The sequence below is a fragment of the Shewanella sp. WE21 genome, from assembly GCF_002966515.1.
Lineage (GTDB): Bacteria > Pseudomonadota > Gammaproteobacteria > Enterobacterales > Shewanellaceae > Shewanella > Shewanella oncorhynchi.
The window spans coordinates 4068733-4095336 of record NZ_CP023019.1 but is presented as its reverse complement, the minus strand read 5'-3'; the positions used below and the strand labels follow the sequence as shown (position 1 = coordinate 4095336).

The following is a 26604-nucleotide window of genomic DNA, read 5'->3' as shown; positions in this document are numbered from 1 at the left end:
ATAATTTGTCCTTAAGAAAGTGAGTAACAGGACAAATATATGAATTAACCGCGTAAAGTCTCTAGAGTTCAAATGACTAATCCCGTAAAGAATACGTAAAAGTCATCATAATCAGTGGTAAATAAGGCCACAATAAACCATGGCATTAGCTAAAAATGTAAAATAAAAATGCCAGCTAGAAATACTAACTGGCATTAACACATGACCAAGCGATGATATTGTAGATTAATTAAGCTCTATATTTTTCATTTTATTATAGCTATCAGTCTTAATCTCTTTAAGTACACCTTTATTGTCATCAATAAATAATGCTTTTATATCATTCTGATTAGCGACGACTAATCCTTCTTGACTTCCTAAACATAATAGCGCTGTAGACCAAGCATCAGCTCTAGCCGGATCCGTTGCCAATACAGTTACAGATACTGTGTTATGGGTTACGGGTTTACCGGTTCGCGCATCAAGAATATGTGAATAACGCTGCCCTAAATGATCAAAATAATGACGATATGTACCCGATGTCATGATCGCTTGAGGGTAATCAATAAGCAGAATCTTTTGCATTGTTCGCTGTTCGGGCAGCGGTTTTTCAATCGCGATTCTCCAAGCAGAACCATCGAGCTTACTGCCGTGTACGACCATTTCGCCGCCAATCTCTACCAAATAATTATCGATATTGTATCGCTTTAGCACATCTGCAACTTTGCCTACGCTATATCCCTGTCCAATCGAAGATAAATCAAGATGTACCTCTGGCAAATCTTTAGTTAACATTTGATTATCAATACTTAAATGATGCAAGCCTACATAGGTTAATGTCTGTTGAAGTGCACTTTCTGTAGGAATGGTTAATTGGTTATGGGTAAATCCCCACAAATCGAATAATGGTTTAATGGTCAAATCATAACAACCCTCCGTTTTTGAAGTGACCTCCTTGGCTATCCCTATGAGCCCTAAAATATCATCCCCGACCGCCATAGCAGAGTGCATACTGTTAAAACGAGAAATCACTGAATCTGAACGATAACTAGACATATGAAGATCTATTTCTGCCAATTGCCGCTCAATCTCGCGGTTTATCTCTGTACTATTTATCTTGTCTTTACTCCAAAATGTCACATGCCAACTCGTTCCCTGCGCAAGGCCTTCTAACTTGGTATAAACTGGCGATTTCTGACACCCTACTAGCATAATGAGTAATATACATGTTAATAACCATTTCATTTAATGACCCTCCCAGTCAATTCGGCAAATCAACCATAAAATACACTTAAAATTAAAATCGCCAGAATGCCCGTGAGAAAATAATGAGTACAGGAAATATTTCTAATCGCCCAAAAAGCATAGCGACACACATCAGCCATTTAGCCGCATCTTTTAACGTGCCAAATCCAAGTGCAGTGTCACCATAACCAATCCCCATATTATTAATGCACGCGGCGACGGTTCCAAAGGCGGTGGTAAAATCATGTCCAATGGCAACCAATCCCCATACAAAAACGCAAGTAAAAAATATGTACAGGAAAAATAATCCCCATACTGAACGAATGACTCTGTCTGAAACGACTTGGCCACTAATCTTTGTCGTTAGAATGGCATTAGGATGAACCAATTGATGAATTTCTCGTATCCCTTGACGGTACAAAAGTAAAAATCTGACAGCTTTAATACCGCCACAAGTAGAACCAAAGCATCCACCAAAAAAGCTCGCGCCTAATAATAAAAGCACAATATGACTGGGCCAATTAGGATAACCTGCAGAGGCTAATCCATTGTCAGTCATAACTGAAACCGTTTGAAAAAATCCATGTACTAATGAATCTTTAATATCAAAAGTTTGAGTACGATTAAGCTCTAAACAAGCGATCCCAACAACGATAGATAATATGAGAATAAAAAATCGAACCTCCGCATTATACCAAATAGGCTTGAAGCTTCGTCGAACTAACACTATGTAGTATAAGGCGAAATTGATTGCTGCCAGTATTGAAAATACACCACCCACAAGCTCAATTGCAGCACTGTTGTAATATCCTAAGCTGTCGCTATGTGTGGAAAATCCACCCAATGAAACGGTAGATAGGCTATGACATATGGCATTAAACCAATTCATTCCTGCAAGTTTATAAGCAACTGCACAACCTAAGGCAAGTACGCTATAAAGCCCCCATAAATTTCGAGCCGTATCCGCAAGGCGAGGCGTCATCTTTTCCTCTTTCATGGGACCTGGCATCTCAGATTGATATAATTTTGCGCCACCGATACCAAGAAATGGCATAATTGCAACGGCCAAAACAATTATCCCTAACCCACCGAGGAAATTAAGCTGTGCTCGATAAAATAAAATCGATTTGGGTAGTTCATCAATATCTGAAAAAATCGAGGCTCCAGTCGTCGTAATGCCAGACACACCTTCAAACATGGCATCGGTTAAACTCAAGTCCAATCGTCTATCAAGAAGAAAAGGTAATGCACTCATTAAGGAAAATATCAGCCAAAATAAACAAGCGACCATGAAGCCATCACGTTTTTGCAGATTTTTATTTTCCTCACTTGTCATCTTCCAACCGACCACACCAATAAAAAGGGAGAGGAGGAATGTGATTAAAAATGGAGTGATATATCCATCTTTATAAAATAATGCAACAGTGATAGGCATCAACATGGTGAAGCTATATATGACAATCAAAAAGCTACATAAATGAATTATGGTATGAAATCGAGAGCTAGATTTCTGTATTCCACTGACTGCAATCATTCCAACTCACCTTTAGATATTTATCGTGAAAGACTTAATGAATAATTTATTAGGTATCATAAAATACAAGCGCTCACGTCCTGTTCTAAAATTATATGCAATCGATAACAGAGTTAGGTTAGGAAATAGATCGTCCCCTAATACTCTTTGTTGTCGTCTAAGGTGGATTGCAAGTTGACTTATCGTCGCGACAATGGCTATGACAATAAAAGTGATTAGATTGATAAAAACAGCCACATCTATCATTGGGAGAGAATAACAAGGAACATTAAATAAAAAATAAACACGAATAGCTTCAACAAATACAGCCATATACGTATATTGAAAACAACATTGAAGTGTAATCATAACGACAACGAGTTGGAGTACAATAATAATGCTTTAGATGACACCCTCCAAGAGGGTAAATACAAGCAAATAGCGAGTAGGCACTCAGAAATAAAGCTCAACCTAACAGAGAGTTTAAAAAAACTTAGTTTGTCCATCAAAATGTAAGTCGTTATGTCATACAGATTTTCACTTTAACAGACGAAAACAATTCTGACGCGTAAAAAAAACGTAAAAAAATACGGAAATTAACTTTAGATAGACGAAATTAATAACATTATACTTTTGAAATCCCCAATCAATTTAACTGGGGATGGCTAGTATCAATATGCTTAAATGGCTAAGGCTTGCTCAAGATCGGCAATCAAATCTTGAGGATCTTCGACGCCAATGCTCAATCTAATCAGGTTGTCATTCACCCCTGAAGCTAGCCGACTCGCAGCATCCATAGCGGCATGGGTAGTGCTAGCGGGGTGACAGGCAAGACTCTCTAAGTCGCCTAAACTGACCGCTTGGGTAAACAAATTCAAATGATCTAAAAACTGCGCCGCTCGATTAAAACCCCCTTCGAGCTCAATACTCACCATACAGCCAAAGGCGTTGATGGTTTCACTCAAAACTTGATGACCTTGATCCTCTGCTAGCCCTGGGTAATAAACTTTTGCAACGCTCGGATGGGTTGCAAGAAAAGCGGCGACCTTAGCCGCGCCCGCAAGATGAGCATCCATTCTAAGTGCTAATGTACGTAAGCCTCGCTGTAATAAATAGGCTTCCTGTGGCCCAATCGCGGCGCCGATATGTTTAAGCGCTATAGTGCGAATAGGTTGCATTAATGCCTTAGGTCCAGCGACAACACCTGCAATTAAATCGCCATGGCCACTTAAATACTTAGTGGCACTGTGCATCACAATATCAATGCCATGTTCCAGCGGTTTGAATAAATACGGCGTTAAAAACGTATTATCACAAATGGTTATAGCGCCCACTTTTTCGGCGGCAAGCTTAACCTTACGGTAGTCACTGACTTTTAAGGTCGGATTGGTGATGGGCTCAAATAAAATAATTTTTGTTTCGGCGGTAATCTCTGCCAATAAATGATCATCGTCTTGATAACGGCGCACAGTAATACCCGCGCGGGTTAACGTTTGGATTAAAAATGCCGCAGTGCCACCGTATACGGGGTCGATAAATGCGATTTCATCACCTTGACTCGCTAAGGCATAGAAAATACTGCTGATTGCCGCCATCCCACTCGCAACAACGAGTGCTTCATCAGCCCCTTCCAGTTGTGCTAATTGATATTCAAGCGCCTGCACTGTCGGATTCGCCATGCGACTGTAGATAAAGCCCGGTTGCTCACCTGCAAAACGGGCTCGACCATCCTCGGCACTACCGTAGGCGAAGGTGCTACTTTGATAGATAGGAGTTGTAAGAGCGCCCGTCGAGTTATCAGCGGCATAATGGGTGTGAAGTAATTTAGTTTTAAATTGCATAATAGATCCTAATAACCATTAAATGGCATGAGCGAATGAGGCGTAATGTGCTTGAGCAACGTCGGGATGAGAGCGCAAACGCCCTTTTAATACGTTCTGGCCCACTTGGTGGAAAAGAGGATTTAATGGATCGCTTGCCGGTCCTTGAGCTTGGTTCGCCAAATGCTTTGGCAAAGGTAACAAAGGAACTGTCGCATTCAACTGCGCCGCCATAAAAAAGGCACACGAGTAGCGCTCGACCCCAGCAGGCGGGCTAGTAACCCTATGGTTGGTTGCCTTTAAATACCCATTAGAAGCCAACTCAAGTAATTCACCTATATTCACCACAAAGGCGTCTTCTAATGGCGGTATGCTTAACCAACCGTTGTCAGTCTGAACCTCTAAACCGGATTGCTTATCTTGCAGCACTAAGGTCAAATAGCCAGGATCTTTGTGTGCCCCTACGCCTTGGCCTGAAGTCTGTCCATCCGCGCTGGGATAGCGAATAAGCTTCATATGCTGATAAGGACCCGCTTCGATCGTGGCATCAAAGGCGCTTTCTGGCTGCTCTAGCGCAACAGCTAAAGCCCTCAATAGTGTGACACTGGTATCGGCTAAATCCTGTTGCCATGCCAATAAAGTCGATTTCATCTGTGGTAATTGTGACGGCCATTGATTAGGCCCCTGTAGCTGCCACCATATAGGCATATCAGACTGCTGAGGGTTAGCCACTTCTTCTTGCATGATATCAAACTGTTCCCGCAAGTCCGGTTTCCCTAAGGTCAATTCACCTTGCAAACGGGTATAACCGCGAAAATGCGGTGTATTAGCCATTTTCACCGCAAGTTTATCTACGACGGGCAGCGCAAAGAAATCTGCCGCTAACTGAAGTACTTGCTGCTGTCTAGCAAGCTCAATGCCGTGGCCTGTGAGATAGAAAAACCCTATTCTTCTGGCAGCATCGGCAAGCTTAGTAATAAAAGCGTTACGACGTTGTCCACCGGCATGCCAATCACTTAAATTCAATATCGGTAATTGTTCCATCAATGACTCCCATTTAATGCATTATCTGAGCCGGATTCTATGCCTTTATGGGTCGATGGATAATGAATTAATAACTATTTGATATATTAAGCAGTAATAATAGATCATTTAGATATATGGACATCTAGGCTTCTATACTGCTAGATTTGAATTTTAAAGGTTAAACAGCGGTAATTATTAGGCCAACTCAAACCGCACCACTCAGATAAACATCATAAGCCATACTGCTTAATGATATTTATCTGGTTACTTTTCAAGATATTAGTAAAATTAAGATATAAAAATAAAAGCGAGCCCACTTTTGCGGCACTCGCTTTTTAAGGTTTCGAAGTTTTAACGTTTCTAAGTCATGTCAGTTATAAACCTAGATGCTTCTACAAATGACATTATTGATCATGCCAAATCAGCACTTGGGCTGGCTCACCATTACTACGGGTGGCGCGGTACATACCTTCGGTATTAAATGGCGTAGCAATATTGCCACGCTGATCGACTGCAATCACACCACCTGAACCGCCAGCAGTGATAAGACGTTGATTAATAACTTCATCTGCAGCCTGAATGATGGATTTTTGCTGATATTTCACCTTGGCACAAATATCCCCCGCGACGAGGTAACGGATAAAGAATTCACCATGACCCGTTGCCGATACGGCACAAACACCGTTTTCAGCATAAGTGCCAGCACCGATGACAGGAGAGTCACCGATACGACCAAAGCGTTTTGCCGTCATACCACCGGTCGATGTACCTGCAGCTAAGTTACCCTTTTTATCTAAGGCGACAGCACCAACGGTACCAAATTTGTAATCGAGGTCCTTCATCTCAACATTAGCAACTTGTTCAGATTTAGCCGCAGCTTGCAGTTTTTGCCGTGCATCGAGTAATTGCTGATAACGCTCGTCAGTATCAAAATGATGATTTGGCACTAAAGTAAAGCCTTGAGTCAGTGCAAATTCTTCCGCTCCTGCGCCCGAGAGCATCACGTGCTCAGATTTATTCATCACGGCCAAGGCTAAGTCAATTGGATTGGCAATATGACGCACTCCAGCAACAGCACCGGCATTCATGGTTTTGCCATCCATAATGGAGGCATCTAATTCATGTCCGCCGTCATAGGTGAAAACCGCGCCTATACCTGCATTAAACAGAGCGCTATTTTCAAGGATATTAATTGCGGTTTGTACTGCCACTAAGCTGTCACCGCCCTCCTCTAAGACTTTTGAGCCTTTATCGACCGCTTCCTTTAACTTATCTTTGTAGGCTTGGCGTTGTTCAGGGGTGAGATTAGCTTTAGAAATCGTCCCCGCACCGCCATGGATCGCAATGGCGAACGGTTTATCATTGGCAAAGGTGTTATGCGACATAAAAAGTAGGCCCGAAATAATTAAACTAAAGGTGGCTAATTTTGTTTTCATTCTTTACATCCCCTTAAAAAGTAGCGTCCTTTGTAACCATTTCATCGTGTAATTTCAATCATCTCCTTGCCTGTTGGTTTTATTCTGGCGACAATGATGCCAAATCACAGGGACTATAAAGTGCAGCCATTTTTGCAAATCACCTCACATTACATTCGTCTTTGCTTGTTTCTGAGTCTGATTTCAGTCACATCAGTCGCGGCAGCAGATGATTTTATCAAATTATCTGTTACAGGCGTGAATGAAGCGCTTCGAAGCAACATAGTTGCTCACTTAGGCGCTTTACCTGAATCTGAGGTGCAGCGCCGTGCCTTTTTGTTTAATGTCGATGACAATATCAGCACCGCCTTAGAATCCATGGGGTACTATCACGGTGAAGTAGAAGAAAAGCTGATTGAGCATGACAAGGGACCGTGGGAATTAAAACTTGAAATCAGCCCCGGTGAGCCAACCATTGTTCAGTGGGTCGATATTAATTTTAGTGGTGAAATGCTTGATGACCGAGCCTTCGATCAATGGCTCGCAAAGGTCAACATTAAACCCGGCGATGTGTTAAATCACGGTGTTTACAGCGACGTAAAATCGCAACTGGTCACCTTAGCCTTGGCACGAGGTTACTTCGATGGTGAATTTACTGAATCACAAATTAAAGTTAACCGCGATATTAATACCGCACAGGTCAGTTTGCATTTTGATTCAGGCAAACGTTACCGATTTGGCCAAGTCAGTTTCGATGGCCATAGCTTAGAACCCGATATATTAGAGGATCTTATCCCCTTTAAAGAAGGTGCTTCATACTCAACTCGCCGTGTAAGCGCCTTAAATCGTCAGTTATTAGATACTGGTTATTTCGCCAATATCAAAGTGATCCCGCAAATCGATAACGTCGAAAATAACCATATTCCAATGCGAGTCGAATTAACGCCTAAGGCAAGTCACGCAATTGAACTCGGTTTTGGTGGTGATATTGGCAAAACAGATCAAGCCTTTGATCCGAGGGTGCGCGTGACTTGGCGTACACCACAAATCAATAAATACGGGCATTCCCAAGAAACCAGTCTCGAATGGTCGCCCGATAGACCAAAGTTATTAACCACTTATACGATTCCGCTCACACATCCCTTAGACGATCAATTGAAGATCCGCCTCGGTTTGCTGCGGGACAAATACGGTGTGACTCAAGTATATGACGCCGAGAATCGTGATTTTAGTAACACAGGCCAGCTCGAGTCGACTAAGTACCTTCTGGGACTATTACGTCAGCAAAGACTAGAAAATCAATGGCTAATGAGTTATTCGTTGGAGGCTATACGCGAAGAATATACTCAGTCTGACGTCGATTATATGCCGTCGTTTTATCTGGCAGGAATTAACTTTTCTCGGACTAGCCGGGGGGATAACTCACTGGATCCTAAATCCGGGTTTAGACAAATTTACAGCCTAGACTATGCCGATCCCTATTTAGGATCAGAAACCCGCCTAGCCCGCTTGCAAGCTAAATTTAAATGGATTGATACCTTCTTCGATAACCACAGAATCGTCGCTCGTATTGATTTAGCCGCCAACTTAGCTAACGAGAATGATCTTGCCTCTATCCCACCATCACTACGCTATTTTGCCGGTGGCGATCAGAGTGTCCGAGGTTATGGTTATCAAGAACTCGGCCCCTATTTAGACTATGTTGCTGACGATGGAAAAACCAATCGCGAGGTTATCGGTGGCCGCTATTTAATGGTTGGTAGTTTGGAATATCAATATTATGTGACCCCCACTTGGCGGGTCGGCACATTTATCGATGCGGGTAACGCCTTCGATAATAATCAATTTGAACCTGTCGTATCTGTCGGTGGCGGTATCCATTGGATCTCCCCGATTGGTCCAATCAAATTAGATTTAGGGGTCGGATTGAAAGAAACTGAGACCATTGAAAGATCATGGCGAATTCACCTAACCATGGGGACAGATCTATGAGCCAGCCCCCAGAGCATAATAAGCCAAACGAACAAGATATCGTTGATAATCCCATCACTGAAGCCGAAGCCACTGAAACCGTAGTGACCTCTGTCACCCCATCGGTGTCATTCATTCAAAGACTGTGGCGGCAGTTCAAACTCTGGACTCGGATTATTATCTATGTGCCATTAGGGCTTTTAGTGTTAATCGCCCTATTACTCGGCACTGAATTTGGCTCGCGCATTAGCGTGGGTTTAGCCGATCAATTTGTACCCGATCTTGAACTGACTTATACCTCTGGTTCCATTAACAAAGACTTAGCCCTATCTCACGCGGCTTGGTCTATGGCCGGAATGAACGTGCAACTTGAGGATCTGCATTTACTGTGGCAGCCCGCCTGTTTACTGCAAAAACGCTTATGCGTGAATAGCTTATCTGCGGCTAAAGTCGATGTCACTATTAATACCCTAGCGCTTTCTGCAGACTCAAACGAAGCGCCAGTCGCGCCACTTGATGAAGAACCCAGCGAGCTCCTATTACCCTTTGATATTGTTTTAGATTCTGCTGAACTCAATGGTGTTAATATCCAAGTGGATGATATGCAATTTACCGCTAATCGTCTTAACGCAGAAGCACAATGGTTTGCCGAAGGTTTGTCGGTTAAACAGCTATCCAGCGAAGGATTATTCATACTGATCCCTGCATCAACCGATGTAGCAACACAAACTAGCACGGCAGCGGTAACGAATGCAGCAGATCCCAGCACAGCCACGGGAACAACACAGACACCATCGGCCAGTCCGTCGCTACCAAAAGAGGCTGAATGGGCTTTAGCACAATTGCCACAGGTATTTATGCCTTTCCCTGTGACGGTCAATGCCCTAACGCTAGACAACACCACACTGCAAATCGGCGATCGTAAAGATGTTTTTAGCCATGCAGAACTACAAGGCCATTTCCGTGAATACCAATTGACCTTAGACCATCTCGCCATTAGCCACACCGATGGCAGCGCCGATATCACAGGCAGCCTAACGCTTGATAAAGATTATCCACTCGATTTAGAGGCAAATCTCACCCTTAACCAACTAGTCGAATTGCCAGATCTCACTCATCAAGTATTAACGTTAAAGCTGAGCCAAAGTTTAGGGCAACTTCAGGTGAATGCCGTCGCCAAGGGCGATGCCGACTTTGCTCTAGATGGCCAAATAACACTGCAAGACCCTAACCTGCCCTACAAGGTGAAACTTGAACAAACACGGCTTCAGTGGCCACTGAAGACCCCTCAATACTCGGTAAGCGATGCCACACTCGATAGCCAAGGCGACCTCAATCGGCAAGAGGCGAGTCTTACTGGCCAACTGATCACACCATTTCACAAAGTGCTCGACATAGACACTGACATCCAACATCAAGATGCTAAGTTAACCATCAATAATCTTGATGTAATGGGCGCGATTGGTAAGGTCAAACTCACAGGCGAACTCGATTATCAAAAAGCCATTAGCTGGAACGCCAATCTCTGGATCAATGACGTCAAATTACAAGAAATACAGCAGCCACAAACGGATACAGCGCAAAGTACAACGGGTTTACCGGACAGTTTGATTTCAGGAAAATTACGCACTAAAGGCTCATTTGCAGACCCCCGTTGGCAAGTATCCCTGAGCGATACTGAGCTCACTGGCACTTTACAAGGTTATCCCTTCGATATTACAGGGGATATCAGTGTGAATGATTCCCTGTATGTCAGTGCTAAAGGGCTGAACGCCAAAGTATTAGGTTCAACTCTGGCACTCAAAGGCGAAGCCAATGCCAACTGGGATCTCCAAGGTGAATTACAAGTGCCCGACTTTGGCCTGTGGTTACCTAAGGCCAGCGGCCAACTACAGGCGCAGATCAATGTCACTGGTGACGAGAAACACCCTCAGGTCGAGCTTACTGCGCAGCTGGCAGAACTTTACTATCAAAACATTAAACTGCAGGAATCTAATTTAAAGGCCTATTACAAGCCGCTAGATCAACATGAGTTTGCTATCTCGCTAAAATCAAAAACCTTACAGATTGCAGAACAAAATTTAGATACAGTGACACTCGGGGCGAAAGGTACCATTAACGCTCAAAAACTCACTCTCAACGCCACGGGCGATCTTGGGCTCGATGCAACGATGAGCAGCCAATACGATGTGAAGAAGTCACGACTACAGCTCGATGTTGATCGTTTAAATCTCAACACGCCCGTAGGCCTATGGCAGCTCGATAACACCATTAATCTGGCTTGGGACCAAATCAAGAATCAAGGCAGCATTACGCCCTTTTGCCTCATGAATCCCAATAGCCGTATCTGCCTAAACAGTAATACACCAATAGGTAAAAAAGGCAGCGCACAGGTGAGCTACTCAGGTAATCCAGGGCAATTACTTGTCCCAATATTACCAACGAATATGCGTTGGAACGGCCCTGCATCGCTATTAGCCAATGTTGCATGGGCTGCTGGCCGTAAGCCTACTGCCGATGTGAACTTTGATTTTGCTCCCGGCAGCATTATGCTCAAACGGGATAAAAATCGTGAAGTCACCATTAATTACCAAAACCTGTCATTAAAAGCGACCTTAGATGCAAAACGGCTGGCAACGGTTTTAGATTTTGAATCAGAAGGCGTGGCCAGTTGGCAGAGTGAGATTAACGTCAATGTCACACCTGATCGCACCCTGTCAGGTTATGCCAACATCAAGCAAATCAACTTGCAGCCACTTGGAGAGTTTTTCCCTCAATTAAATACAGTGCAAGGTTTACTGACGAGTCAACTTAACTTTGCGGGTAGTCTAGATGCGCCCGAAGTATCGGGGAGCATGGCCTTAACTGAGGGCGCCTTAGCCCTAACAGCAAACCCAACATTAATCGACAAAATTGACATGTCGATGTCATTTGCGGGTCAACAAGCGCAGCTTAAGGGACGCTGGATGATGGGCAATGGTTTAGGCAGAGTGAATGGTCAACTGCAATGGCCCCAAGGTCAATTTAGTGGCGAGTTAGCCCTCGAAGGCGATAAGCTCGCCGTGATCCAGCCGCCACTGGCTATTCTCGATGTCTCCCCCGAGATCAACTTAACCTTCAACAGTAAGCAACTGGCAGTAAAAGGAAAAATAGCAGTACCTTCTGGCAACATTAAAATTGTGCCATTAGCGGAAGGCGGTGTCGCAGCCTCCGAAGACGTGGTATTTGACGACTCCATTGCCGCCACTCAGCCTAAAACTAGCCCCTACGCCATAGTTGCAGATCTGAATATCAGTGTGGGGAACGAACTCAGAATTGATGGTATGGGCCTCAAAGGTAAACTCCAAGGGACCTTAAAGCTACAGCAGCAAGCTTTCCGTCCTCCTTTGCTCTTCGGTAATATCAAAGTCAATCAAGGTAGCTACAAGTTTATGGGCCAAACCCTAAAAATCCGTACTGGTGAAGTGCAATTTGTAGGGCCAACGTCATTACCAAACCTGAATATTGAAGCGATACGGGAAATTAAGACTGAAGACTTAGTGGCAGGTGTACGCGTCACAGGCACGCCATCACGCCCAGTGGTGACCTTATTCTCCAATCCAGCCAAAGAGCAAGCCGAAATCTTGTCTTACATTATCAAAGGCAGTGGCTTTAACAGCGCCAACAATGAGCAAAATAACTCGCTGATGATGGGCGCGGCACTCGGTTTAGGCTCACAGGTGGGCGGCGGCGCAATTAACAACCTAGGGAATACTGCGACAGGACTCATTGAAGAATTTGGTTTCTCTAACGTGCAACTCGACACTAATGATGAAGGGCGTGTGGCGATCAGTGGCTTTATCGGCGATAACTTAATGGTGAAATACGGAGTAGGTGTATTTAACCCTGGTTACGAAATGACAGTCAGGTATTACTTGCTCTCACAACTCTATCTAGAAACCGTGTCAGGCACTTTAGGCCAATCACTTGATATCTATTACAACTTCAATATCAAGTAACCATATGAATACCAAGATATTGATACTAAGAAATTAGCATCCAATCACTCTAGCCAAACAATCTCAAAATACGCGTTACAGTATGTTGAGGTTGTTTGGGTAAAGCCTAAGTGTCTACCCATAAATACAAACAACTAAAAATCAGCCACAAAAAAAGCGCCCTTAGGCGCTTTTTGCTTCAGTTACGACAATTAAGCGTAAACGAAGTCAACATGTTCAATGATTGGCTTGAACACGTGGCGTTGCATAGCTTGTGCACGAACACCCACTTCTTTGCCATCAACAACGATAGTCAGAGTAGAAGTGTAGAAGTCAGCATTAGCTTGAATGTTAATGATATCTTTGTGATCAAAAACAATAGAAACTGGCTCTTTGCCTTGGCCATAAATAACAGCAGGTACTTTACCAGCATGGCGTAGGCGGCGGCTCGAACCTTTCCCTATTTCAGTGCGGGTTTGTGCTTGGATAGTGTAAGACATGTGTTTCTCACTTAAATTTAGAGTAAAAAGTTGCCGGCATTTTCGACCAATGACGGCTCATATAAAGCGCGCGAATACTAACATAGATACCCAAGGCGCACAAGAATACCGCAAGCCCTCTATTTATCGGCGTCAGCGTTAGCAAAACAGACCGCTATTTATCAAATTGAGGAACTTGTATCTTGGCTGTTACGGCAGAGAAAAGGCTTTGATCTCAAACAAAAAACACGAGATCTAGATCACACTGGGAAATTGAGAAGCCTGTTAAGCTCGGGCAAATTTCGATAACTGCTGTGTCAAAAAATGCGTCATGCGCTATACCAGTTACAACAAGAAAATAGACTTTCATGCCAACTGGCCCGTGAACTCGTCTCTCTTATCGAAACCGTTCCTTATCAGCAAAATACCCTCGAATTAAAATTCTTAGAATTGCTTGCCTGCACCCAACAAAAAAACCGCAGCTTGATCTTACTTATGCAAATTATTGAGTCCGTCGATATTGAGTCGCAGAGGCAAAGACAATATCAATTTTCACAACGTCTCAGCCTATTGATCTGTGATTGGCAACAACATAGAGAAATGAACAAACTCAATCAACAATTTATCCCGCTGCTCAGACATTACTTGATCGAATCGCAAGCTTTGGAACAAGATTTTTATCAGCAGATCCAACAACAGATCATTGCTACCAGTGCCTTACCGGACCACAATCGACGTGCACAAAACCAGAATTAGGATAATAACCCACACCACCGAGTTTCAGGGATAAAGCCGCTTCTCTGAGGGTTTTTAGTTTAACGCTAGGGATCGCTATGTCCATCGCCATGCCGCGCATGTGATAACTCTTCTTAGCAACTCCGCCACTGTGGCTCACGAGCATGGCATTGGTTTTTGGTGAACGGTAACCGGAAATCACATGGATTTCATCGTTGGTATTCAAGGTTGTTTTGAGCGAGTGGAGTAAATCAAATAAGCGCTTATCCATAGGTGCTGCCACATTCTGACGATGATCCCGCAGCAAATGATTAAAATTGTCTAACACCTTGCTCTGATAATGACCATCTACCCAGTAACTACCATCATCGCGCTCGCCAGTATGACGATTAAACAAACTTAACTCGCGGATCCCTTTGGTTGAACGGCTGGCAACTGCTTTTGAGGGAATAAAGGAACATAATGCCACACCACTAAGGCATAACAATAACTGCCTACGGGCAGGACATATTAAAGTCACATGATCACCTTTTGTATGCTTTTTGGTCACTAGTAAGGCAAATTATACTGAATAAGCCCTAAGATCAAGTTTTGCCAACCCCATTCTGAGTAGGATTTCAAAATGCCAAGCGAGTTCAGATGCTTATCTTGCTCAACTTTACAGCACAAAAACGTTAATGTTGTTCCAAAACCGTGGCAGGCACAGCATTCGTCAGCTCAGGTTCCAAATCATAAATGTCGCGACGGTATTGATCCTGCCCACTATCGTCTAACCATGCAGTCCAGTAAACCAGATGCACTGGCAACTTTTCGGAAAGTGAAAACCACTGAGGTTCAGTAATACCAGGGGCTAACTTGTCCCATAAACGTTTGTCTTTTACTAAATGCTCTTTAAACCACTGGGCTAATTCAGTGGCTTTTTCAATACGAATACACCCAGATGATAGTGCCCTATCGTCCTTTTTAAAGAGACTTGGCTCAGAAGTTCCATGTAAATAGACACTGAAACTGTTATCAAAGTGAAACTTATATTTACCTAATGCATTCTTCGCCCCAGGGCGTTGTACAAGCTGATAGGGAAACGAAGCGCTGGCTAAGGCCTGCCATTCCTCTGGCATGCGTTGCACCTGTTGACCGTTATAATCGTATACATCAAATTGACGTTCATTAAGATAATGACCATTTCGCTGAATTTGCGGCAGAATGTCCCGCCGTAAAATGCTGCTAGGCACTCGCCAACTAGGGTTAAGCACCACGCTAGAAATCTGACTGTCCAAAATCGGTGTTTGCCGAGAAGATTTACCCACAATAACCTTGGAACTTAACACTGGCGTACCATTATCGACCAACGTCATCTCAAAAGCGGGCACATTAATCAGCAAATAACTCGGCTCTAATTTACGTTCAAACACTCTTTGTCGAATAGTGTTTTTAGCTAATAGTACCGCCCTAGCCCTTGGCGATTGGTTCAGCCAAAATAAGGTCTGCTTACCTATCACCCCGTCCTGTTTTAACCCATGCTTTTGCTGAAAGCGCTTAATGCCAATCATAAGTTCTTCGGTATAAACTTGATTCACTCTAGGCTCAGTGGCTAAGTCTCCCAATATCCACACACGCTTTGCTATGGTATCAACGATCTGATGACTCATTCCTAAGGTTAGCTTTTCATCTAGCACTAAAGTTTCCCATGGTTCAATTGTGTCCAATTGCACTAAATGGGCGATTTGCTTAAGCACCTTTTGATATTGGGGATCCTCTGGAATAACGGATGAAACCGTCTCTGGGGAGACAGCGTTGTTACATTCTGCGGATGTCATCACATAATGCCAGTAACCAGTAACATCAGCTTGGATTCGTACTAAATCAGCAGTAGATAAGGTATTAGGAGAAAGTGTTAAGTCACGATAATGCTGGCCAAATACTAGATTAACGCCTGCGAGATCCAATAGCAACACCTGTGGCACTAAGGCCGCAAGCGGCAGCACAGCAGTAAGATCTTCAGCTTTACCCTCAAGATTTGGCTGCGCAGCAATACTCGAATTTGATGTTAAGGATTGAGCGCCATCAGCTGCACCTACCTTTGGCACTAAAATTATTGGAATACAGAAAAAAAGGCTGAGTAATAGTTGCGCTAGATTACGCCTCGTCGGCATCGGGTTAATCTGCAATGCTTTCAAGTTCGCGATGTGGAACTCCTGCTCTATCAATTTGAGTTCTCTCACGTTTAGCGTTACACGCATGGATGGGGGCAAATAGCGAATGATCTTTTTCAATATCATAAATACTCCCTTAGCTATTTTTAAGGTCACCTGAGAGCCAGCGGTTATATCAGTTAACAACACTGTTATATGACTATTCCATGGAGATCAATTAATTACTAGAGGTTAACTCCAGATAATGAAAAGAAAAATGCCACTGAGGTCGTCAGTGGCATTGATATCAAACAAACTCGCATAAATATGCTGAGCAAGTGCTCGTTAGCAAAAAGACACGAGATCTTCTTCGACAAATTGCTCTGGTAATTTCTGTAGGCTACGTAACATCAAAGGATTTGCCAACACCATCGCCATTTCTTGACGATTGAGTAAAGCTAATGCGCTCTGTTGACAACGAGCTTCATGCACCTTCACATGCACTATGGCTTCCATCGCTTCAATTGGTGTACCCGCAGCACGCAAAGGCTGTTTATCCACCATGGCTAAATGCAATTCCATCAACGCAGGGTCTTTAAGTACCTGTGCTAACGTCCAAGGCTCAGCAATGTGTCTTTGGTAAGCGGCGCGCGCTTCTTGCGCTTGCAGACAAATTTGCGCAGGGTTACGTTCTTCTGGTGTTGCAAGAATACCGGCACGCTTGAACACTTCGCCAATTTTGACTGAACCTGTCCATGCCGAAATAGGCACAGCAATCCACAGACCGATCAACGCCGGACTCATCCAAGCTAACAAAGTCAAAGAATCCAAAATAGCCGCATAACCTAACATCACACCTGCCAGCATATGCCAACGGTGACGATAAATTAACGTCATCCAAGGCATACTGCCGTCATCACGACGTTGCGGCGACCAACCACTGTCCCGCCCCATCAGAATTGACATCACAGCACCACAATGGATAAACATCATGATAGGTGCAATCAGCGCAGAAAGTATGACCTCAAAGATCACACTGAATATCGCTTTAATTCGACCACCAACACTGCGAGCAAACTCACCGTCTTTAAGCAGCAACAAGACACCAAATACTTTAGGGCCAAACAAAACCCCCATAGTAATGTAGAACAATCTTAATGCCCTATCCGAGTCCATGATGGGCCAAGTCGGGAACAGTGAAAATTGATCGGTGAAATATTCAGGTCGAATAAAGTGTGCCTGCAAAGCCAACATCAAACCGGTCAAAATCAACATCAGCCAGAAAGGAGATGACAAATAAGCCATGATACCCGTCAGTAAGTGTAAACGGCTTACCCAGTGCAAACCTTTAGTCGGCAAAATACGCGAATGCTGCAAGTTACCTTGGCACCAGCGACGATCACGCACGGCTAAGTCGATAATCGACGGTGGACATTCTTCGTATGAACCCGGTAAGTCATAGGCAATGACCACACTCCAGCCCGCACGGCGGATCAGCGCAGCTTCAACAAAGTCATGGCTCATGATATGACCACCAAAAGGTGGCTTACCCTTAAGGTTGGGTAATCCGGCCGCGGTCATAAAGGCTTCGGTGCGGATTATGGCGTTGTGGCCCCAGAAGTTACCTTCTTTTTGTACCCACCAGCCTAACCCGGTACCAATTACCGGACCATAAATACGCGCCGCAAATTGCTGTAAACGGGCCATTAAAGTGGTGCCATTGATCAACGACGGAATCGTTTGGATCAAACCCGCATCAGGATCGGCCTGCATGCGCTGAGCTAAGCCAGTGATGGTTGAAGACTCCATCAAACTGTCGGCATCAAGCACTAACAAGTGATCATAACGCGACCCCCAACGACGGCAAAAATCGGCTACGTTACCCGCTTTACGGGCGACGTTTTTACGACGGCGACGGTAATACACCCGCGAATGCTTATGGGTTTCTTGACGTAACACCAGAAACGCCTGCTCTTCGAGCAAAGCAATATCGGGATCGGTAGTATCACTTAAGATAAACCAATCAAAAGCATGACCATGACCCGTTTGCGACAAGGTTTCAGCCATCACTGAAACCGCCGAGAATACCCTATCAGGAGATTCGTTATAGGTCGGCATCAAAATCGCGGTTCGCGTATGCAGTTCAGTCACTTGCAAATCTTTTGCCCGCGGTTTTCGCAGTAAAATTAAAAAACCTGCAATACCGCTACAAAACGCCAAAGCAATCCAGCAGAAGTTAACCGCAAACAGCACTAGCACTAAATATTCCAGAGGAGTAATTCCGCCAATGCTAAATACCGCCCCCATTTCATAGATAGCAAACAAAGATAATAATAAAGCCCCACCCACCACAAACACACGACGGTAGGTACGCGAGCGTACCCCATCAGCCACAGTGCTACGGCGAGGGAATCCCTCTGGCATCTTACTTAAATTTTGGGGTTCCATAGCGCCAGGCCGTTCATTTGGCATAGCACTACCACCCACGAGGACTTCCGTCTCGAGTACCGAGTTATCGGATACAGTCATATCATGTTGCTCCGTCATGAACCTTACAGCGTCCAGCGATAGAGCCAGGTTTCAACCTGACGAGGAGTTGGGAACTTAAGTTCAGCGCGCAGTTCGATAAGATCTTTATCTTCTGGCTCTAATTCAAAAGCTAAGCGATAGCCATTTTTAGCGGCATTACGGGCAATCACCACATTCGTGACCACACCACCAGAAGCTTCAACTTTAGCGACTGGCATTTCATCTGTCATCGGACCTTCAACTTGATAGTCGACCACAAATAAACGTCTTGGAGTCGCCTTAGCAATATCGGCACGACCACTGGCAGAGCGAGAAATATGTACGGCACCGACTTTCGCAGCAGGTTCTTCACCCCAACTCATGCGATAGGCAAAATGAAATTCACCGCCAGCAGGAATAGGCTGACGTGGTTTCCAATAACTAACAATGTTGTCATGAATTTCAGACTCTGTCGGAATTTCAGTCAACACCACTGAACCTTGCCCCCAATTACCCACAGGCTCAATCCATAGGCTTGGGCGACGTTCGTAATGGGCTTCTAAATCTTGATATGACGCATAGTCACGCTCACGTTGGATCAGACCAAATCCCTGAGGCGAGTTGTCAGAAAACGCACTGACTTGTAACTGACGTGGATTAGCCAATGGGCGCCATAAATGCTCACCACGACCATTTAACATCAATAAACCATCAGAATCATGTACTTCAGGTCTAAAATCATCGGTGTCGTGACGACCATTGAGTGAATGTAAGAACATGCTAGTGCTTGGTGCTAAACCGACTTTGCTCAGCTCAACACGAGGAAACAGTGTCGCTTCAACGTCAATCAAGGTGTTATCACCGGGACGGACAGAGAAAGTATAGGCACCTGCTACGCTTGGGCTATCTAACAAGGCATGCACGACAATCAAGTTGCTGTCATTGTGTGGACGCTCAACCCAGAAGGCGCGAAATATCGGGAATTCTTCCCCTTCAGCATCAGCCGTTTTTAACGCCAAACCACGGGAAGATAAGCCATAGGCGTTACCTTTACCTAAAGCGCGGAAATAACTCGCACCTTGGAATACCATAAGCTCGTCAAATACACCGTTCGTATTCAGTTGGTTATGAATACGGAATCCTGAGTAGCCAATGTCATCATTTGGTAACGCTTGAGTAATCACTTCACCCGCGGTGAAATATTTAGGCTCATAGGCTAAGTGCGTTGCATTCTGACCTTCTACAATCGCAATCTCGATCAGATCTTGAAAATAGAAACCACGGTGGAACATTTGCATTTGAAATGGCACGCCCTGATCACGCCAAATAGACGCAGTCGGGTTAAAACGAATATCTCTGTACTCATCGTATGACAGTTTAGCAAGGCCAGCTGGCAAAGGATCTTTGAGGGTCACATAAGGTTTCGCTGCCAAACGTTTTGCAATCTTCACGACAGTTTCGCTATCAAAAGCGCCTGTCTTAGTGAATCTGATTTGATTTTTTGTACTGGGCTGAGAAATCACTTTCGGTGGAGTAACCACAGGAACTGCCTCGGCGGGTTTTGTCTCTTCAGCGTACGCGACACCAGACAGGGCGACTACAGCGCCTAGCGTCAGTGAACATATGAGTGACGAATAAGGTTTGGACGATGGGCAACGCAACAAGCTAACCATAGATAGGTAACCTAAAAAATAAACTAAGAAATCAATGTTTTTTATGTATACAGTGAATTTTTTTCACTCTGATTTAGGGATGAAAAAAAACAGTTGCTTACATATCGCGAAAGATATCAGAAGGAGAAAAAAACTCATAAATAAAGATGCAGTTAACCCCTTCTACACAATACTATTTGAGAATAAGCTTATACCAAAAATGAATATTAAAATAACATTATCATGCTTATTTCTGTTTTCAAAGTTACAAAAACAAATTAAGTGATCCAAATGCTACATTATTGAAAGTAAAATGAGCCTTTTTACACCTCAACTAAGTGTTGATGATCATAGATGAAATATCACAATAAGCGAATCAATCCGTTGGTAAGCCTAAGGATTAACACTAAGACAGCAGGAAAATTCAAAATTTTACCCGCTTAAATGTATCAAAACAACTGAGCTGATGTCACTGAAACTGCGGATCTATTTTAACATTTCATTGCCTGAACTATTTTGGCAGAAAAAGTGTCACAGATAATCCACCTTGATCCCTAGGCGCAATCACTAAACGACCTTGGTGCAATTCTATGATGTGATAACAGATAGACAAACCTAATCCCGCTCCTATGCCTTCATTTTCATTCACACGATAAAAACGTTCTGTCGCATTGGCAATCTGCGGCTCTGTCATGCCTTGGCCTCGATCCGCGACACAAATACTGATTTCATCATCCAAAGCATGGGCCGACACTGAAATCTCCGATTCCTGTGGGCTGTATTTACAGGCATTTTCGATAATATTCTTCAGTACAAGTAACAAATAAAAACGATCACAGGTCACCGTTAGATTGGATCCGATATCGATATTCCATTCATAATCTGTGATTTGTGGCATTAATTGATTAAGCGCATCTTCGACCATAGGCAAAATGGCGTGGGATGACACATTAAGCTCATTAATCGAGTCCACCCTTGCTAATACGAGTAATTGTTCAACGGTATGACTCATGTGCACTACGCCAGCATCTATCGCAGCTAAATGGAATTTCTGCTGCGGATCATCATCAATCAGACTCTCTAAGCCATGTTGATGTAATTTAATCACAGATAATGGCGTTTTAAGCTCATGGGCCGCATCGGCGCTAAAACGACGCTCACGGGCGATAAATCGCGCGATACTATTGATATATAAGTTCAATGCGCGCCGAACAGGGACTAATTCTTTAGGCAATGACATAGTCAACGGGGTCAAATCGTTGGGCGCACGTCCAATTAATTCTCTTTCAAAGGTTTTTAATGGCCGAAACAAGAGATAAAACAAGAAGCTAACAATAATTAATGTTAAAGGCACTACCATTAAAGGCACGATCACGGCGTTATGCATGATTTGCGATACGAGCTCTTGGCGTACTTCATCCTGTTGAGCAGTGACAATCCAAACATGATTTTTAACCGAAAAAAAACTGAACACATGCCAGAGTTCTCCTTCGAACACTTTCTTATGATAGCCCTGTACGAATCGACTGATAGGTTGATGACCAATATTATCCGATAAAACTAAGGCTTCCCCCGCCTCACTCCAGATTTGAAACGCCAATTTATGCTCATAGGCCAGTTTCAGCGCATCGGCCTTTTCGGCAAAGGAACTGATCTGGCTATCGGGAACGTGGAGCACTTGGGGTATGACGAGATCCTGAGCTGTTGCATTGGGCTCAGTATGATAGAACAACTCCAACATTTTAGCGGTTTGGAGCATTTGCGCATCGAAGAGTTCTTCGATTTGATGCTTAGAATCCCGAGTACTCAACCAGCTAGATACAGCGACGGATACTGAAATACCTGACAAAATTAATAATGTCAGTACCAAACGCAGTGAATACACATCTAGCCCCTTTAATCGAATCACTTCTTTTTCCTAACGACTATGCTTCAAGTCATCACTGCATTATCAGTACCCACAAACGTGGAGCTTGTCACTTAACTCTTCAAATTAATTTATTTCAATCAAGGTATAGCCAATTCCACGCACGGTTTTGATTAATTCATTGGCAAGTTTTTTGCGCAGATGGTGGATATGCACTTCTATTGAATTACTGCCGACCTCATCCCAGCCATAGGTTAACTGTTCTAACTGGCTGCGGGTCAATACACGCCCTGCCGACTGAGCGAGTTCGAGCAGTAATTGAAATTCACGCCGTGAAAGCAGCACATTTTGATCGCGAAAGGTCACTTCACGGGTATTTAAATCGATACACAAAGCACCAATAATCAAACTGTTGTGATCGAGCCCATACTGACGCCTGACGATAGCACGAATACGCGCGGCTAATTCACGCACATCAAAAGGTTTACCGAGATAATCATCGGCGCCCATGTCTAAACATTCGAGCTTAGTGTCAAAATCCGTATTCGCGGTCAGGACTATTGTGGGAATTGACACGCCCTGCTGACGCCAAGCTTTAAGCAACTCTTTACCATTACCGTCAGGCAATCCCAGATCGAGCACTATGGCACTGAAGCTTTCATTTTTAACCCCCAGCAAGGCTTGCTGATAACTATTAAGGTGATCAACTTGCATGCCCAGCTTTGCCAAACTCAAGCAAATCCCTTGGGCTAATAACTCATTGTCTTCAACCAACATAATACGCATTCAATGTCCTTAACTGAGCCCTAACGGAAAATACTGAACTTAACACCTTGTTGCTGTAAAAAATCTTCCGCGTCTCGCCCCTGCAGCATAGCCATAGTGGCGAGCATACCTGCAGTCACGCAGTTTGGCCCTAACACAGTCACAGAGCGCGGCGCATGGATAACGGGATAGCCAGTGCGTGGGTCAACAATATGGCCGTAACGCTTTCCATCGACTTCAAAAAAGCGCCGCGTATCGCCACTGGTCGCTAATGCACCCTGACTAATCGCCAGTACACTCGCAGCGTGGTCAAGGTGTCGTGGATCTTCAACTCCCACTTGCCATGGCGTCACTTTGGACACGGGACAAGCGATATCACCGCCAAAATTCACTAACACTGGAATGTCTGGATAACATTCAGCTAACTCATAGGCGACTCTGTCGACCGCATATTCTTTTGCGATACCACCAAAATCCAATTTCATACCTGTTGGCATCTCAATATGGCGCGAATCAAACTCGATGCGCTCAAACCCCACTAAGGCTTTCGCGGCAAGTATGCGGCCATGTTCGGGCAATTGGGCTTTAGGATCAAAGCACCACAGTTCCATTAACGGCCCAGCAGAAATATCAAAGAGTCCATCACTGAGCTGAAAACATTGTTTAGCAAAAGCCAATAACTGCCAGGTTTCTTCATCGATAAGCTGCTTATGACCATTGGCATGGTTTAATTGCCACAGACAATTCTGCGCGATAAAGCGACTGTACTTATGTTCGATACGCAGTGCTTCAGTGACCGCCATATCCAGCATATCGTCGGCAATATCGAGTTGATCGCATGCGATGAGTATTTCACAGGGACTAGCCATGGCCCTAAATTCGCCCACATAACCCCAATCACGGCGCTGCAACGAATAAGGTGCGGTCTTTAGGGATGATGTCGACATCATAAATCACCTCTTCACATGGCATCCCACTGGGATTCCGATTGAATAAGTTCAGGGGTAAATTGAGTATGGGTAGCTAAGCTACCCATACAGTTTAACGCCTTGCTATCTGAGCCAGTAGCATTATTTCGTATTAAAAAGAATAACTAAACTGTGCTGTAATTGCCTTCTGAGTCGGAAATAGATCGAAGTTTTGCAGCTCTCCAGGAATCGTAGCGCCGTTATTTTTCGGATCCTGTTGGTAATACTCTAAGCGATACGACATTTCATGACCGCCCGATAATCGATGGCCAAATTTAACCCCAATCGTATATGCCGACATATCACCGATACGATAATCGGCACTAGCAAACTCAGGCAGTGGCGTATCAGCCATCAAGAAAGGTTGATAGAAGTTAGCCGCAGTTTGTTGGTAATAGCGCAGATGTAATTGACCATAGAAGTTGCCGGTAAAGTAATACCGATAATGGGTTTCTAAGGTATGTGATGTGAGGTCCCAGTCATCGGTATTATAACGATAGGAAAAATCCACCACACCCGCATCTAATGCGCCTTTGGTCATCACGTAAAAACTGTGCTTCAAGCGCGAATCGGGGCGGCTCTCATACAATAAATCCTGAGTAATGCCGTTGTTATCCACCACACTGATCACCTTGTAGGGATCCGTTAAATAGCCATTCACACTCGACAAGCCGTAATTGGCCTGCAACAACCAGCGCTGACTAAGCACTTGGGTGATACCTAACATCACATCCGCGGTCTGCTTATCATCACTGCCACCTTGACGAGTCGCATCGAATGCGCTGCGATAAGCTTCCTCACTGGTGAAGTTATCGCGAATGACCATCGAAGATAAATCCACCGGACGACCGCCAACGGGGTCAACCACATCGAAACTATAAGCCGTACCTAAAAATAAAGTGGTGTTGTCTTTATTAAACCCTCGCTCAATTCCGGCATTGATGCCCATTGACATATAATCAAACTCTTTCGAGCCATATGCGCCAACACTGAGTTTCCAATCTGGTGTTAGCACTTCACTCCAACCGACATTGGCTTGTACGCGAGTATCGTGAAAGGTGTCATCTAACGGCGTTTCCCCCGCTGAAACATGATATTGCCCATTACCTGATGGTCGAGTAAACGTTTGGCTGGTACTTTGGGCCACAGCGCCCGATGCTGAAGGCCCCGTTAGACTGTCAACCACGAGTTTGAGATCCAGCACACTGTCATCGCCAAAGACTTTTTGCGCTGTGCCTATAGCTTCGATGGCTTGTACTCTATCTTGCTCACCGTAATACATTAACGCAGCATCGATCTTCCAGTCGTCAGCTTTTTTAGATAATTCAGTCGCATGGCCACTTGTTGCAAACAGTCCACAACTGGCTAATGCGAGAGCACCCGCTATCTGCTTCGATTGTCTTGTATTTATTGGGTTCTTTTTTTGAGTCATAGCTGACAACACCTGTAGGTCACTTCAATCTATTCAATACCGCGGGATTTCGCCCCAGATTTTAGAACATCTGCTCGTCACATTTGTTTTAGTACGTCTGTTCATTACATCTGTGCGTTACATTTATTCGTAACATCTAAAGGCAAATAACACCAACGGAGAGTTTAGTTACAGCCACATCCGCCACCGGCAAATGCACGACCGCCGCTACTGCCTTCTTTACTAAAATAAATATGATCATCGAGTGCTAGATCGAGCTTTTCACTGTCGACCGCCATATCGCTGCGGGCCAACTGGCCTTTCTCCCACGGCTGCACTCCTAAACTTGAACATCCACTCAAACCTATGATGAGCGTTACTGCGACTAATGCGGGTTTAAGCATAAATTACTCCTTCAGTAAATTGACGAGCTCTTGCTCGTATTCAGCGGTTTTATCGGCATAAAAGCCAACATGATGCAGTACTAACTGACCTTGTCGATTGAACATAAAACTGCTCGGCATGCCCAGCAAATCGAAACTGCGCGCGACATCACCTTCTGGATTGAAACGCACTGAAAAATTGGCAGGGACTTGTTTTAAGAATTCTTGGGCTAACTCGTTATCTGTATCTAGATTGATTGCCACGACGGCCAAACCTTGATCTTGATACTTTTTTTGGATCTCATTCATCCAAGGAAACGATTTACGGCAAGGGCCACACCAGGATGCCCAAAAATCGACATAGACGACTTTGCCTTTAAACTCACTCAGGGAAACAGCTTGGTTTTGCGCGTTAAACACTTGATAGTCCAGCGATGGCGCGGCTTGTACGCCTGCGGCCAATAAACTGAGTAACAATAATATTTTCTTCATAGCATATTCCGCATTAACGATTACGTTCGAATCTATTAACTGAATCTTAAGGTTTTCTTAAACAAGCTTACATAAGTTTAATTAACCTGCTCGCCCAGACTCACCACGCGAATGAACCATAGTCATCTGCATCGCCTTAAGCACATGAGCGCTGATTAAGTGACCGATTTCATCCAAAATGGCAAATGTGAGACATTTTGTCCCATTAGAAAAAGTGAAATTAGATCTGTGTCATGTTAATTAAATGTCAAAATCAGTTCGGTCAC

19 protein-coding genes are annotated in these 26604 nt (G+C 44.1%); 3 read left to right on the top strand and 16 right to left on the bottom strand.

Annotated features, from left to right (window positions below):
* Nucleotides 1-225: 225 nt before the first annotated feature.
* The 5 genes from CKQ84_RS18325 to CKQ84_RS18300 form a co-directional block, all read right to left on the bottom strand.
* Nucleotides 226-1224 (bottom strand): FAD:protein FMN transferase, encoded by a 999-nt coding sequence (locus CKQ84_RS18325; RefSeq protein ID WP_105252296.1) that lies wholly within the window; start codon nt 1222-1224, stop codon nt 226-228.
* 52 nt (nt 1225-1276) lie between these two features.
* Entirely contained in the window at nt 1277-2758 is a 1482-nt protein-coding gene (locus tag CKQ84_RS18320; RefSeq protein WP_105252295.1) for a TrkH family potassium uptake protein, read from the bottom strand.
* A 659-nt stretch (nt 2759-3417) separates the two neighbouring features.
* Nucleotides 3418-4578, bottom strand: coding sequence for a PLP-dependent aspartate aminotransferase family protein (locus CKQ84_RS18310; protein ID WP_105252293.1), 1161 nt, complete (start codon nt 4576-4578; stop codon nt 3418-3420).
* An 18-nt stretch (nt 4579-4596) separates the two neighbouring features.
* On the bottom strand, nt 4597-5601 hold the full coding sequence (locus CKQ84_RS18305; RefSeq protein WP_028760159.1) for an isopenicillin N synthase family oxygenase: 1005 nt from the start codon (nt 5599-5601) through the stop codon (nt 4597-4599).
* Nucleotides 5602-5987: 386 nt separating this feature from the next.
* Nucleotides 5988-7019 (bottom strand): isoaspartyl peptidase/L-asparaginase family protein, encoded by a 1032-nt coding sequence (locus CKQ84_RS18300; RefSeq protein WP_105252292.1) that lies wholly within the window; start codon nt 7017-7019, stop codon nt 5988-5990.
* Between the two features lie 120 nt (nt 7020-7139).
* On the opposite strand from CKQ84_RS18300, the gene CKQ84_RS18295 reads away from it, so the two are divergent.
* Entirely contained in the window at nt 7140-8990 is a 1851-nt protein-coding gene (locus CKQ84_RS18295; protein WP_105253111.1) for an autotransporter assembly complex family protein, read from the top strand.
* The gene (locus CKQ84_RS18290; protein ID WP_105252291.1) at nt 8987-12967 is read left to right on the top strand and encodes a translocation/assembly module TamB domain-containing protein; all 3981 of its coding nucleotides are present in this window, start codon (nt 8987-8989) and stop codon (nt 12965-12967) included. The genes CKQ84_RS18295 and CKQ84_RS18290 overlap by 4 nt, the downstream gene beginning before the upstream one ends.
* Nucleotides 12968-13158: 191 nt before the next feature.
* Here the strand turns inward: CKQ84_RS18290 and rplY are convergent, their stop codons facing one another.
* Nucleotides 13159-13446 carry a 50S ribosomal protein L25 gene (gene rplY / locus CKQ84_RS18285; protein WP_028760163.1) on the bottom strand — a complete coding sequence of 96 codons (288 nt, stop codon included), beginning with the start codon at nt 13444-13446 and terminating at the stop codon, nt 13159-13161.
* 303 nt (nt 13447-13749) lie between these two features.
* On the opposite strand from rplY, the gene CKQ84_RS18275 reads away from it, so the two are divergent.
* Nucleotides 13750-14181: a hypothetical protein gene (locus CKQ84_RS18275; RefSeq protein WP_028760164.1), complete on the top strand. Its 432-nt coding sequence runs from the start codon at nt 13750-13752 to the stop codon at nt 14179-14181.
* On the opposite strand, the gene CKQ84_RS18270 is transcribed toward CKQ84_RS18275, so the two are convergent.
* The 10 genes from CKQ84_RS18270 to CKQ84_RS18220 all read right to left on the bottom strand — a co-directional run bounded on the left by CKQ84_RS18270 (nt 14132) and on the right by CKQ84_RS18220 (nt 26338).
* Nucleotides 14132-14680, bottom strand: a complete 549-nt coding sequence (locus tag CKQ84_RS18270) for a DUF882 domain-containing protein (protein ID WP_105252290.1) — start codon at nt 14678-14680, stop codon at nt 14132-14134. The genes CKQ84_RS18275 and CKQ84_RS18270 overlap by 50 nt on opposite strands.
* Nucleotides 14681-14834: 154 nt before the next feature.
* Nucleotides 14835-16439 (bottom strand): murein L,D-transpeptidase, encoded by a 1605-nt coding sequence (locus tag CKQ84_RS18265; protein WP_254053123.1) that lies wholly within the window; start codon nt 16437-16439, stop codon nt 14835-14837.
* A gap of 198 nt (nt 16440-16637) precedes the next feature.
* On the bottom strand, nt 16638-18821 hold the full coding sequence (gene mdoH, locus CKQ84_RS18260; protein ID WP_105252289.1) for a glucans biosynthesis glucosyltransferase MdoH: 2184 nt from the start codon (nt 18819-18821) through the stop codon (nt 16638-16640).
* A gap of 23 nt (nt 18822-18844) precedes the next feature.
* Nucleotides 18845-20473, bottom strand: a complete 1629-nt coding sequence (locus CKQ84_RS18255; protein WP_049821716.1) for a glucan biosynthesis protein G — start codon at nt 20471-20473, stop codon at nt 18845-18847.
* Between the two features lie 490 nt (nt 20474-20963).
* Nucleotides 20964-22361, bottom strand: coding sequence for an ATP-binding protein (locus CKQ84_RS18245; RefSeq protein ID WP_105252288.1), 1398 nt, complete (start codon nt 22359-22361; stop codon nt 20964-20966).
* 84 nt (nt 22362-22445) lie between these two features.
* Nucleotides 22446-23105 carry a response regulator transcription factor gene (locus tag CKQ84_RS18240; protein ID WP_028760171.1) on the bottom strand — a complete coding sequence of 220 codons (660 nt, stop codon included), beginning with the start codon at nt 23103-23105 and terminating at the stop codon, nt 22446-22448.
* 20 nt (nt 23106-23125) lie between these two features.
* Nucleotides 23126-24034 (bottom strand): FAD:protein FMN transferase, encoded by a 909-nt coding sequence (locus CKQ84_RS18235; RefSeq protein ID WP_105252287.1) that lies wholly within the window; start codon nt 24032-24034, stop codon nt 23126-23128.
* A gap of 130 nt (nt 24035-24164) precedes the next feature.
* The gene (locus tag CKQ84_RS18230) at nt 24165-25484 is read right to left on the bottom strand and encodes a DUF3570 domain-containing protein (protein ID WP_105252286.1); all 1320 of its coding nucleotides are present in this window, start codon (nt 25482-25484) and stop codon (nt 24165-24167) included.
* 164 nt (nt 25485-25648) lie between these two features.
* Nucleotides 25649-25867, bottom strand: a complete 219-nt coding sequence (locus CKQ84_RS18225) for a DUF4266 domain-containing protein (RefSeq protein ID WP_105252285.1) — start codon at nt 25865-25867, stop codon at nt 25649-25651.
* Between the two features lie 3 nt (nt 25868-25870).
* Nucleotides 25871-26338: a TlpA disulfide reductase family protein gene (locus CKQ84_RS18220; protein WP_105252284.1), complete on the bottom strand. Its 468-nt coding sequence runs from the start codon at nt 26336-26338 to the stop codon at nt 25871-25873.
* Nucleotides 26339-26604 lie beyond the last annotated feature (266 nt).